Here is a 12,274-nt window from a genome sequence, read left to right as displayed (position 1 = left end):
ACTAAATTTATGATGGATTATGAATTTTATAGGGTAACTAAATCGTCTGCTGTAGGTAATTCCGCTTTCGCTATTTTAGCAATCGAAGTACTTTTAGATTGAATATTTGTAGTTTCTGCAACAAATTGACCCATGTTTACTTTTGCAACACTTCCCATAACTGCATTGTAATCTGTAGTAGATCCCGATAAAGTTAAGTTTGCCTGATCTGTTACTGTTGTTGATAAACTCACTGTATTAGTATTTAAAGTCGCTTTTGCTTCATCTTTTAAGTTTACATCTAAACTTAATGTGCTAAACTTTCCGAAAGTTTTTACAGTAGCATTGTTAGATGCAGAGATAGAAGTTAAGCTATTTAAATAAACTACAACGGTTAAAGTTTCTTTGTTAAAAGAACTAATGCGTAATTCGCCATCTTTTTGTTGTACCAATGCATTTTTAGAGAAATAGTTATCATAAACCTTAACACTCTCGTCTGCGCTTTGAACCAAAATCAATTCAACGTTTCCAGATACATTGATTTTGTTTACTTTTTTAACTTCAGATAATACAGTAATTTGTGTGTTATCTTCTGCTTTTGCATTTATTGTTGCTGTTGTTAAAACTAATCCTGTTGCTACTAAAGCGATTAATGATTTGATAGAAGTTTTCATATTTTTATTTTTTAAAATCTTTGTTTTATAAATTGTTTTCTTTTTTGTCGCCGCCCTCTTTCAGGCTGGTTTCGTATATAAGACGACGTTAAGGGCAAAAGGTTGCAGCGTAAATGACTGTATTATACCTACATCGTGTAACTCTCGACGAACGCCTGTAATATTTCGACCAACAGGCACCATAAAATAGATTGAAAATCGAGTTTAGCAGAAAACAGCAAGCAAGCCCCGCTTTCCACTTTACTTCGTGCTCGCTACAATCGGATTTAAAGCACAAACAGCAGTATTATATAGCGGAAAAACTTCCCATTTTGATTTCAAAAAAGAAAAAGCCAATTTTATTAATGCAGGAACACCTTAAAACACTTGACATGTCAGCTTATAAACGCCGTGATTTCTTAAAGCTCTCTTCGTTATCAGCTTTGCCACTTATTGCATCTGCTGTGCCATTTAAAGCATTTGCCATAGAAAATAACCGATCCTTATCAAAGGATAGTGAGGCAGTTTATTTCATTAACGATGGGATTTTTTATCGACCAGAAGACTTTATTAGTAAGTTACAAGAAATTAATACTGCTGCTCCGATAGAAAGAGATAGTTACGGCCAGGGCGGTGCTATAGAAAAGCTATTAAAGAAATTTATAGAAATAACAGGAAAAGAAGCTGCCGTTTATATGCCAACAGGAACTTTAGCAAACCAATTGGCAATTAGTGTTTTGTGTGGAGACAATACAAAAGCCTTTGTTCAAGAAACCAGTCACGTATATCGAGATGAGGCTGACGCGTCTCAAACACTATTTAATAAACGGTTAATTCCGCTGGGCGAAGGGAAAGCGCATTTTACAGTAGAGGAACTAAAAAAATCAGTAAACTACCATAAAGAAGGAGAGGTATTTGTAGCTGGGGTGGGCGCAATTTCTATTGAAACACCTGTGAGAAGATGTGATAACCAAGCATTTCCGTTAGATGAAATTAAAAAGATTTCAGCTTATTGCAAGGAAAATGGTTACAAAATGCACCTTGATGGCGCAAGATTACACATGGCAACTGCATTTACAAATTCAACTGTTAAAGAATATGCATCTTATTTTGATACGGTTTATATGTGTTTGTATAAATATTTAGGCGCAACGGGTGGGGCTGTATTATGTGGAGATAAAGAAGTTATAAATCAAATGCATCACCTCATTAAAATTCACGGTGGCGGAATATTTAGTAATTGGCCTAGTGCTGCAGTTGCGTTACATCATTTAAACGTTATTGATGAAACGATGGAAAAAGTCAAAATAAAATCAAAAGATCTTTTTAATCAATTTAATCAGCTTAAAGGAATAAAAGTTAGCTCAATAGAAAATGGAACAAATCAATTTAATGTTTTATTAGATAAAGGAATCGATCCAGTTAAGTTAAATTCAAGATTAAGAGGAGAACATACTATTGTTTTCGGATTGCCACAAAAAGATGGTTTTGTGAAAATTAAAGTGAATGCAACATTGTTAAGAAGAGACAACAAACTAATTTTAGACTCTTTTAAAGAAGCAATCGCATTTGCGAAAGTTTAATAATCTAGATATAGCTCAAAAGCGCAAGGTTAAAATTCTTTCTACCGGCAATAGGAAAATGTTTTTAAACCTTTCGGTAAAAAAATCAGTCAGAAATGGGATAAATTCAATTGCAAACTTTACATTTGCACACTATTTAGAATTAAACTTAATAACGATATGAAATTATTTGCCTCATTGTTAACGGCATTTGTACTAATTGGTACACAACCAACCACAGAAGCACCTAAAAAAAATAATCAGCGATTATATGTTTCAAATTATGAAAATGTACTAGGAACATCATTAGAATTTAAATTTACTAGCGTTTCAGAAGCAGAGGCAGAGAAAGCGGAGGTTGCGGCATTAGCTGAGATTAACAGATTATCCTCAATATTTAGTGCTTATGATGAAAAAAGTGAGTTTAGCCAATGGATGAAACAGGATTTAAATAAGCCCGTTAAAGTTTCTAAAGAGTTATTCGATATGCTGAATTTATTTGAGCAATGGAAAACTCGCACAAATGGAGCGCTTGATGCTTCATCTGCTGTTGCTGTAAGTTTGTGGAAGGATGCAGCGAAGAAGCAAGTAATTCCATCCAAAGAAGAAATGAATGCAGCAGTAGCAGCAATGAAATCGGCTCATTACAAATTAGATGAAGCAAATTTAACTGCTACCCGTTTGAATAATACACCATTGGTGATGAATACATTTGCAAAGAGCTACATTATTAATTTAGCTTGTGATGCTGCACTAAAATCATCAAAAATAAATGCTGTTGTGGTAAATATTGGTGGAGATTTAGTTATTAAAGGAGATGTTGCCGATGCGGTTAATGTTACTAATCCTTTAGCGAATGCCGAAAATGATGCACCATTAGCTCATTTATTGGTGAGTAATAAAGCGGTTGCAACTAGTGGAAACTATCGCAGAGGAGAACAAATTGGGAAACATTGGTATTCGCATATTGTAGACCCACGCACAGCGAAACCTGTTGATGGTGTAATTAGTGCAACTATCGTAGCTCCAAATGCTACCGATGCTGGCGCATTAGCTACTGCATTTAATGTATTATCGTTAGAAGAAAGTAAAGCATTAGCCGCTACGGTAAAAGATGCAGAATATTTAATCATTACTAAAGACGGAAAAAGAATAGAAAGTAAAGGCTGGAATGCATTAGTTGATCCGAAAGTTAAAGAAGCTAAAGAGGAAATCGTAAAACCAGTTTTAACTAACGCACAAAAACCATGGGATGCGAAATTTGAGTTGGCAATAACTTTTGAAATGAATGTAATTCCAGGAAATAATCACCGTCCGTTTGCTGCGATTTGGGTAGAAAACGAAAATAAAGAATCGGTACGTAATTTGGCTTTATGGTATAACAAAACCAAATGGGTTCCTGATCTTAAAAATTGGTATCGTATTAACGGCGATAGTTTTAAAGCAGATAAAGCAAATTATGCTTCTGTAACAGGCGCAACTCGTTCACCAGGAAAGTATACTATTAAGTGGGACGGAAAAGACGATAAAGGAAATTACGTTGCCCAAGGAAAATACACCATCATGATCGAAACTTCAAAAGAGCATGGTACAGATGAAATTATCCGTCAACCAATGGAATTAAAAAAATCTGCTAGAAAAGCAACTTCAGCGGGCAATGTTGAAATCTCAAACGTAACTTTTGACTTCTATAAAAAATAATCCAGCACCGCTTACTTCTAAGAAGAAAGTAGCTACGAAAGCAAGTAATCCGAAAAAAGAAGTAGCCAAGCTATCGCGTTGGCTACACATCTATCTTTCAATGGTAAGTTTTGCCATTGTACTTTTCTTTTCGGCAACAGGTTTAACATTAAATCACCCAACATGGTTTGGCGGAGATAAACAAGTAAACGTAAAAAATAAAGGCGTTTTAAATGTAAAGTGGGTAAACAATCCGGATACCAATAAAATTGCTAAACTAGAAATTGTAGAATTTTTGCGTAAAACCTATAATGTAAAAGGGTATGTAAGCGAGTTTAGGATAGATGATTCTGAAGTAAGCGTTTCGCTAAAAGGGCCAGCTTATTCTGCGGATGCATTTATTGATCGTGAGACAGGGAAGTATGAGCTTTCGGAAATTAAAATGGGCGTTGTAGCTGTGATGAACGATTTACACAAAGGAAGAGATTCTGGGTCGGGCTGGGGATGGATTATAGATATTTCCGCTGTATTTTTAATTCTGGTTTCGCTAAGCGGATTAATTTTATTGTGTTTTATTAAAAAGAGACGTGTTGCAGGATTTATTACAGGAATTGTTGGACTAATCATCTGTTATTTAATCTACGTGATTTTCGTCCCTTAAAAATCTCTTTTCGCTAAATAGAAATCTTCTTTTGCCGTCATTAAGGTTTTTGCCGCTTTTGTTTTGTCTTTGTAACCCAACAAATGCAATGTTCCATGAATCATTACGCGACATAATTCATCCAACGTAGTTGATTTAAAATTGACTGCGTTTTCTTTAATCCGATCAAGGCTGATAAAAATATCACCTACGATGGTTTTAAGCTCCTCAGAGTTATCAAAAGTAATTACATCCGTATAATCGTCATGTTGAAGGTAATCTTGGTTTATACGCAATAAATACTCGTCCGAACATAAAATGAAGTTCAATTCTGATAATTGATATCCTTCGGTTATAATTGTAGCTTCAATCCAATTTCTGATTAATGTTTTATGCCTTAGCGTATATTGAATATTTTCTGTAAAAAAAGTGATTTTTGCCATGAGGGTTTTTGTATAAAAAACGTTAATTACGAAGAATGAAAAATCTATTTTTAGGTAAGGTGTTTCCGTTTTTAAGATTGCTTCGTATCTCGCAATAACAAATTATTTATTGGGCGAATTTAGCAATTTAAAATATTCAGCTATTTTATTTTTGTAGTAATAATTTAAGTTTGGAGGCAGCTTTTGAATAACTTCACTTTCGCTTTGCTGTTGTTTCTTAAATTTATCTAGCATTTGCTGATAAGAAGGAGGAAATTCTTTTGCAGCGTTACTCTCTCTTTTAGAATCTTGGTCTTGTTCACGTTGTGCTTTATCAGCATCTAATAATTTAATCATCAAATTCTTTTGGCGGTTCATAGTCTCTTCTGAAATTTTCTTGTTCACTAGATCCAATTCCGTCTGTTTCATTTCTTGGGTCATTTGGTTTAAATTACCAAGAGAACCCTTCCCATCTTTATTGTCTTCTTTGTTTATTTTTTGCAACGCCTCTCTAATCATTTGCTGCTGTTGGGCCATCTTCGCAAATTCTTCACTCATTTGCCCTTTTGGTACTGTTCCTGTATTGCCTTCACGTTGCATTTTATCCCGGGCATTTTGCATGTTTTTATTCAATTGATCTTGCATTTGTTGTAATTGCTGCATGCTTTTTTTGCCTTTACCTTTGCCAGATTTTGCATTTTTCATCGCATTTTGCAACTGGTCTAATGCCTCGTTTAGCATTAGCGCTAAATTATTAAGCGATGTCATTGTAAATTGCTGCGAACGATTTGCTTCGGCAGTTCGCCTATCGCCCAAAAAGTCTATAGATTTTCCAATGTTGAAATTGATTTTGTCCACTTCGGCATTCACAACACTTTCAATTTGAGGAACCCGTTTGCTTAATGAAAACAAACTATCAGCAATAGTTTTCATGTTGTCTTTAATGGTATTTTGTTGCTGTACATTGGCAACGTAAGAAGGATCATTACTGTTCATTCTTTTCAAAGCGAGCATTACTTTTTCCTGTGCAAACGAAGTGCTCAATAAGTTCTCCAATAAGCGACGTAGTTCTTCGGCATTGGTTTTAGCTTCTTGTTCTTCGCTTTCTTGCTGACTTTCTTTCATTTTTTTAGCCAACTCTTCCATTTGCTCGCCAGCTTGTTGCTGTTTTTCGGCCGCTTTCTGTTTATCGTTCTTGTTTAACTGCTCCTTGCTTTCTTGTTGGTTTTTTTCAATTTGAGAAGTTTCTTTTTTAGGATTTTGAAAGGGATTTGGACGATCTAACTCTTCATTTTTATTTTCCAATTTTGATAATTCTTGCTGTAAATCTTTAAAATCTTTAGCTAATTTATCCTGCTTGTTTTTTATGTCATTTAACGATGAATTTTTATCCTTGCTTTGTTGGCTCAACTCCTTTTGCTGTTTTGCCATCTCATCCAAACGATCTATTTTATTTTGTAGATTTTGCTCAAACTCTAATTGTTTGTATAATTCTAAAATTCGATCTAATTCATTTTTCAAAGATTTATTATCGAGTTGCATTTTAGAAAGCTGATCCCTAGTTAAGTCTTTATTATTCATTTCCATTAATTGCTGCAACTTTTGCAATAATTCTTTGGTTTTTTCATCGAGTACATTATTAAAAAGCTCATCAATTTGTTTTTGCTTTTCTTTTAATTCATCATTTATTGCATTATTTTCTGTCTTTTCAAATGTGTTTTTCTCATTTTGTTTTTTAATATCCTTAACAGCTTCTTCTAGCTGTTTTTGCTTATCAAGTAATTGCTCAATTTGCTTTTTATCTTCAAAAGTGAGTTGTTTTTTATCTAATAAGTTTTGACTTAATTTCTTGCTTTCTTTTTCTATAGAATTCGCCAATTTAATAGTCGATTCCATTTTCTGTTTAAGCGATTCACTTCCGGCAGCTAATTTCTCTGCTACTTGTTGTTGTGTAGGAACTTGATAAGTTTTTATTTCGGATTTAGAAATTTTCGCTCCATTTATACCATCATTATCGGCAACTTCAAAATAATATGTTAAAACTTGTCCTGGTTTTATACTGATTGTATTCAAGTTCCATAAGTAGAAAAAAGCATTTTCTACTTGATTATTCTTTATTGCAATAGGCTTACTTTGCTCGCCGATAATTTTCCCATCTTGCATAATCTTGTAGATGAATTTTAAGGAAGAAAAACCATAGTCATCTGCAATATTTCCGGAAAAATATAGTGCTTTGCTACTTACAGAGTCAGGTGCTTCTGCAACCGAAATACTTGGAAATTGATCAGCAATAACTGTTAGCTGGTGGCTTAAGGAATCCGAACTGCTTACGAAAGTATTTTTAGGAATAATCTGATAATTACTGTTTTTTCGCACAGTTGTGCTAAATGTTGCATTGTTGTTATCGATCTTTAAGTTGTAGGATTGATTTTGAAGAATAAAAGCTAATTCGTCGCTATTTTCTGTGTGTAAATTCCAGATTATTCTTGTGCCTTCCGGGATTAATAAATCGCCTACATTGTTTAATTCTTCATTTTTTCTTTGCAGATAAGCTGGATAAATCAGCTTTGCACTCATATTTAACAACGAAGGTCGTGGCTTTACATCGATAGTGAAAGTAGCAGAATTAAAACCTCCGCCAAAAAAACGAAGAGATTTATTTTTTTGAATGTTTTTAAAGGTATAATTGAAATGATCTATATTTTCTTTGGCTAATTTATAGGTGTTTGCTCCGTCTTCTATATAAATATCTTGTGGAAATTCATTACCATTCAATTGCAACTGAACGGTAAAATCATCGCCCTGCGTTACACTTAAATTCTTATTTAATATCACAAAGTTGAAAGGAGCCTTGGGTAAAATTTCTTCGTTATAACGAATAAAGCTATTTGTCCCTTCTTTCAATATCGATGGAGCAATCAATCCAATAAAAAGAATAATGATTAATGGAATTAAAATATATTTAATATGCTTTCTGTTATCGTTAAGGTTAATGGCGCTGGCAAATGGAATTGGCCTTAAATCACTTATTTTTTGATCAATTTCTGCTAAAATCAATTGGCTGTTTTGAGGAGACTCATCGGCCAAAGCCTTCAATTGTAAAGTATTTAATAGTCTGTCTTTTACATTAAAAAAATGATTTCCTATTAATCCAGCAGCTTGCTCTATACTTATGGTTTTATTCAGTTTAAAATAAGAAAGTGCGGGTTTTATTATACAAAAACTGATGGCGACTAACGCAATAAATAAAAATGAAAAGAACAAAGTCGTTTTAGCTGCGGTTCCTGGATGAGTGTAATAAACCAACACAAAAAGGCAAAGATACAGCCCTAAAATGCTAGCTGCAGCATAAATGCTTCCACGTAAAAGTTTATTTAAGTAAAACTTTCGAGTAAACTCATTAATCTTAGCTAATAAAGAATCGTAGCTATTGGCCATTTGTTTGTTAACGGAATTAAACGTAAAAATAATGTAAGTAAGTTGTGAATGAGTATTCTATTTCATTTTTGTAAGTTATAAGGGATAAGTTAACAAAAAATCAATATAAATTTTGTTTCAAAATCTTACTTTTAGCACATCAAAATAAACACATGAAACAATTATCAATTGCTGGCTTACTTGTATTAATGATTTCTGCTAGTGGAATGGCTCAAAAAACGATCACCTCTTGGAATAAAAATCAAGTTATCGCTCATCGTGGAGCATGGAAAAAAAATAATCTTCCTGAAAATTCAATAGCTTCGTTAAGGCAAGCATTTAAGATAAACTGTTTCGGATCTGAGTTTGATGTGCACATGACTTTGGATAGCATATTAGTTGTAAACCACGACCCCACATTTTTAGGAATGCCAATTTCAAAGTCTACTTATACGCAATTATTAACCAAAAAACTTTCCAATGGAGAATCGGTTCCAACTTTAAAGAGCTATTTAAAAGAGGGAATGAAACAGAAAAAAACCAAACTAATTCTTGAGTTAAAACCTCAAAATATGGGCAAGGAGCGAGATGAGTTCTTAGCTGAAAGTGCGCTACAAATGATTAGGAATTTAAAGGCTGAGGCATGGGTAGAGTACATAAGTTTTAGTTATGATATTTGCACTTACATTATTTCACATATGCCAAATGCAAAGGTTGCTTACCTTGCTGGAGATGTTGCACCAGAAAAGTTAAAAGCAGATGGTTTTGCTGGTTCTGATTATCACTATTCTGTGTTTCAGAAGAACAACTGGATTGCGCCATCTAAAAAACTTGGACTAACCGTTAATGCTTGGACGGTAAATACTGAGCCAGAAATGCAATGGTTGCTGGCAAATGAAGTTGAATTTATCACTACAAATGAACCCGAATTGCTATTTGAAACCATTAAGAAGTCTCCAATATCAAGTGGATGGAAGTTAAAATGGTCGGACGAATTTAACGGCAAAGGTTTACCAAACCCTACTAATTGGACTTATGATGTTGGTGGTACTGGTTGGGGCAACAATGAAAAACAATTTTATACAAATGCGGATACATTAAATGCCAATGTAGACAAAGGAAGTTTGAATATTATTGTTCGTAAAACGGATAAAGAAAATAAGAATTACACCTCCGCAAGGTTAGCTACTAGGAAAAAATTTGACTGGAAATACGGACGCCTAGAAGTAAGGGCGATGCTACCAAAAGGAAGAGGGTTATGGCCGGCAATTTGGATGTTACCTACAGATTGGAAATACGGGTCTTGGCCTAGAAGCGGAGAAATTGATGTAATGGAACATGTAGGATATGATCCAGATACAATTCATGGAACAGTACACACAAAATCATTTAACCACACCATTAATACCCAAGTTGGGAAAACTATAAAATCTGATACCCACTATTCGGAATACCATATTTATGCAATGGAGTGGTATGAAGATCACATAGACATTTTTATGGATGGCAATAAATATTTTAGTTTTAAAAATAGCAAAAAAGGAATTGATGAATGGCCATTTGATCAACCGTTTCACTTGTTATTAAATGTTGCTGTTGGTGGAAACTGGGGTGGCGCAAAAGGAATTGATGAGACAATTTTTCCGGCTACAATGAAAATAGATTACGTAAGGGTCTTTCAAAAGTAAAAAATCATAAAACAAAAAAGCCCCGATGTTAAATCGGGGCTTTGGTAAAATATGATAATAATTAGATTACTTTCACATTAACGGCGTTTAAACCTTTTTTACCGCTTTCAACATCATATTCAACTTTATCGTTTTCACGAATTTCGTCAATAAGACCTGTTGAGTGTACAAAGATTTCGCTATCGCCGTTTGCAGGGATAATAAATCCAAAACCTTTTGTTACATTAAAAAATTTTACTGTTCCTTCTTGCATTGTATTGTATATTAATAATTAAGTGCGCAAGGTACATAATTTAATTTTAATAAATGCAAATCCCTCATTTTTTGATAAATATACTATAAAGTGAGGGTTTACTTAGATCGTTTTCCAGTTACAGTTAATGTAATTTCACTAGAATGTGGAATGCCTAAAGTTTTACCAGGAGTAATTTTTAATAAGTTCTGTAAATAAACATCAATAATTCCTTGTATCAATTTTTTACGAGCTTCAAGATATTCAGGTAATACAATACTTCCTAACCTATTTAGATGCATTTTTCCAGTTGCGTCAACTACAACAGTAAAATTGTAGGCAAACTCTTTATAAGATCTAAGGATCTCAATTTCGTATTCTGGATATAAATAATCGTAAGATTTTGGACGATGGTTGAGTTCATCGACCGTACTTATTTTTTTTGCAGTTATAAATTTGCTTTTTGGCTCAAAAACAACAGGTTGTCTTGCTGCAAACGCAGTATCTGGATTTTTAGGATTCCGATAAGTCCGCTCAGATATACGCTTAATAAATAGGGTATCCGCCCTTAATGGCCTTTTTAATTGTTCAATGGTAGTGTGTAATTTATTTTCGATGTAATCTTTAGTATAATAGGTACAATATACATCCGATCGTTCATCATCATCGCCCATTATTTGTTTTCCATTTACTTGTAGACGCTGCAAAATCAAACTATCTCTACTAATTATTTTTGCCCTAAAAAATTCTCTTGCAAAGTTGTAAACCTTTTCATGATCATGCTGAAGATAAAAACCCTGCATCCGTGCTATTTCTGGACTATAAGCGAGCATTGTATCTGGGGCTTTGAATTCTATAGTCCAGGTTGGTTCTTGTTGAAATCCGATCTCATTAAAAGATAATCCATTCTTAAATCGTCTTTTCACTTCATAAAAACGGATGCCATTTACATCTTTAAAGCTCAAGTTGTTCTCGGGCATTTCGGATGGATCGGTAATTTTTTTCTCCTTGTTTGAGTCTGAGTTACAGGCCGACAAAAACAAAACACATAGAACAACGAAAGAAATGGCAATAGTTTTACACTTCATCTTAAATCGGAAACAAATAATAACAGCGGCAAATATATTATTGTTTCTTCTTTAGGAGAATAACATTTGCAACTTTTCTAGAACCTTCATGATCCCATTTTTTATTATCGGATGGATAATTGATCACTCCGTTTTCTGGAGCATTTGAAACCCATAAAGTTGTAGAACCTCCACCATCTAAATTAATAGCGCTTGTACAGCCCAACCACCGCATTACTTTTGTTAATTCAAAAAGACTTACTCCAGCAGAATTTTCTTGTCTACCATCTACCGTGAGTAATATGATTTTCCCGTTAGGCTTCATTCCAATTGCAGTTCTTGGATGCCTTAATCTATTAAATGCAGAAGTATCTAGAGTTTCTTCTGTATGATTAAATATTAATAATGGGCCACTTAACATTATGTTTTTTTCAGTCAAATTTTCTTCCCAATTCTCAGTATTATCCCACTTTTTTAAAGAGAGCTTTCCATTTTCAATAACAATAGCCGCTTTTTGATGTCTTGCTCTGCTGTTGTTTTTTTCCAATCTTGTAGAATTAATTACCTGGTCATTTACTTTAACAAAGTCGACAGAACCACCGTTTTTAACATCAAAAAAAGTCCCATTTATTGCAGCGATAGCATTATTTTCCATGCCAAATGTAGCTGTTGTTTTCAGTTCTTTAGGAGAGGCTCCAATTTCAAAGGATGGAGAATTACCTTTGTTCTTTACTTCTATATAGCTAATATTTTGATTGGCTAGAAAAAGATTTTTCTGATCGAAGTGGTGGGTAATTAGTTTTGTTTTTGGTGCAATTCGTTGCTTCTGCCATTTTGCAGTAACAAACGTTATCGAGTCTACATTTTGCGCAAATGTGAAATTGCTCAACGCAATAAATAGGAAAAATAAAGTTCTTTTTAACATAATTAACAA

At 33.8% G+C, this 12,274-nt stretch carries 10 protein-coding genes; 4 read left to right on the top strand and 6 right to left on the bottom strand.

Translation table 11 applies throughout. The annotated features are described in order from the left end of the window. Positions 1-26: 26 nt before the first annotated feature. Positions 27-653 (bottom strand): GIN domain-containing protein, encoded by a 627-nt coding sequence (locus tag HQN85_RS07135; protein WP_173270681.1) that lies wholly within the window; start codon positions 651-653, stop codon positions 27-29. A 344-nt stretch (positions 654-997) separates the two neighbouring features. Between HQN85_RS07135 and HQN85_RS07130 the strand changes: the two genes are divergently transcribed. The 3 genes from HQN85_RS07130 to HQN85_RS07120 all read left to right on the top strand — a co-directional run bounded on the left by HQN85_RS07130 (position 998) and on the right by HQN85_RS07120 (position 4,535). Beyond that, the gene (locus HQN85_RS07130) at positions 998-2,215 is read left to right on the top strand and encodes a threonine aldolase family protein (RefSeq protein WP_246249668.1); all 1,218 of its coding nucleotides are present in this window, start codon (positions 998-1,000) and stop codon (positions 2,213-2,215) included. A 159-nt stretch (positions 2,216-2,374) separates the two neighbouring features. Further along, positions 2,375-3,895, top strand: coding sequence for a DUF2271 domain-containing protein (locus tag HQN85_RS07125; RefSeq protein WP_173270676.1), 1,521 nt, complete (start codon positions 2,375-2,377; stop codon positions 3,893-3,895). After that, positions 3,876-4,535, top strand: coding sequence for a PepSY-associated TM helix domain-containing protein (locus HQN85_RS07120; protein ID WP_216847242.1), 660 nt, complete (start codon positions 3,876-3,878; stop codon positions 4,533-4,535). The genes HQN85_RS07125 and HQN85_RS07120 overlap by 20 nt, the downstream gene beginning before the upstream one ends. Here the strand turns inward: HQN85_RS07120 and ybeY are convergent. Both ybeY and HQN85_RS07110 read right to left on the bottom strand, forming a co-directional pair. Further along, positions 4,532-4,957, bottom strand: coding sequence for an rRNA maturation RNase YbeY (ybeY, locus tag HQN85_RS07115; protein WP_173270673.1), 426 nt, complete (start codon positions 4,955-4,957; stop codon positions 4,532-4,534). The genes HQN85_RS07120 and ybeY overlap by 4 nt on opposite strands. 102 nt (positions 4,958-5,059) lie before the next feature. Beyond that, entirely contained in the window at positions 5,060-8,374 is a 3,315-nt protein-coding gene (locus tag HQN85_RS07110; RefSeq protein ID WP_173270670.1) for a DUF4175 family protein, read from the bottom strand. A gap of 152 nt (positions 8,375-8,526) precedes the next feature. Here HQN85_RS07110 and HQN85_RS07105 point away from each other — a divergent pair, with 152 nt between their 5' ends. Then, positions 8,527-10,041 (top strand): family 16 glycosylhydrolase, encoded by a 1,515-nt coding sequence (locus HQN85_RS07105; RefSeq protein WP_173270667.1) that lies wholly within the window; start codon positions 8,527-8,529, stop codon positions 10,039-10,041. 61 nt (positions 10,042-10,102) lie between these two features. Here the strand turns inward: HQN85_RS07105 and HQN85_RS07100 are convergent, their stop codons facing one another. The 3 genes from HQN85_RS07100 to HQN85_RS07090 form a co-directional block, all read right to left on the bottom strand. Then, a complete protein-coding gene (locus HQN85_RS07100) occupies positions 10,103-10,294 on the bottom strand; it encodes a cold-shock protein (protein WP_090993574.1) in 192 nt (63 codons plus the stop codon). A 98-nt stretch (positions 10,295-10,392) separates the two neighbouring features. Then, complete coding sequence (locus HQN85_RS07095; protein ID WP_173270663.1) at positions 10,393-11,361, bottom strand: hypothetical protein; 969 nt, start codon at positions 11,359-11,361, stop codon at positions 10,393-10,395. Between the two features lie 37 nt (positions 11,362-11,398). Continuing rightward, positions 11,399-12,265 carry a phosphodiester glycosidase family protein gene (locus tag HQN85_RS07090; protein ID WP_173270660.1) on the bottom strand — a complete coding sequence of 289 codons (867 nt, stop codon included), beginning with the start codon at positions 12,263-12,265 and terminating at the stop codon, positions 11,399-11,401. Positions 12,266-12,274: the final 9 nt, after the last annotated feature.

Origin of the sequence: Pedobacter boryungensis (assembly GCF_013204825.1) — a bacterium.
Taxonomy (GTDB): domain Bacteria; phylum Bacteroidota; class Bacteroidia; order Sphingobacteriales; family Sphingobacteriaceae; genus Pedobacter; species Pedobacter boryungensis.
This window is presented reverse-complemented; position numbering and strand designations above follow the sequence as displayed.

Excerpts from the sequence above, each read along its gene's own strand:
- HQN85_RS07135 (WP_173270681.1), bottom strand. The coding sequence starts at position 653 with ATGAAAACTTCTATCAAATCATTAATCGCTTTAGTAGCAACAGGATTA.
- HQN85_RS07130 (WP_246249668.1), top strand. The coding sequence starts at position 998 with ATGCAGGAACACCTTAAAACACTTGACATGTCAGCTTATAAACGCCGT.
- HQN85_RS07125 (WP_173270676.1), top strand. The coding sequence starts at position 2,375 with ATGAAATTATTTGCCTCATTGTTAACGGCATTTGTACTAATTGGTACA.
- ybeY (WP_173270673.1), bottom strand. The coding sequence starts at position 4,957 with ATGGCAAAAATCACTTTTTTTACAGAAAATATTCAATATACGCTAAGG.
- HQN85_RS07110 (WP_173270670.1), bottom strand. The coding sequence starts at position 8,374 with ATGGCCAATAGCTACGATTCTTTATTAGCTAAGATTAATGAGTTTACT.
- HQN85_RS07105 (WP_173270667.1), top strand. The coding sequence starts at position 8,527 with ATGAAACAATTATCAATTGCTGGCTTACTTGTATTAATGATTTCTGCT.
- HQN85_RS07100 (WP_090993574.1), bottom strand. The coding sequence starts at position 10,294 with ATGCAAGAAGGAACAGTAAAATTTTTTAATGTAACAAAAGGTTTTGGA.
- HQN85_RS07095 (WP_173270663.1), bottom strand. The coding sequence starts at position 11,361 with ATGAAGTGTAAAACTATTGCCATTTCTTTCGTTGTTCTATGTGTTTTG.
- HQN85_RS07090 (WP_173270660.1), bottom strand. The coding sequence starts at position 12,265 with ATGTTAAAAAGAACTTTATTTTTCCTATTTATTGCGTTGAGCAATTTC.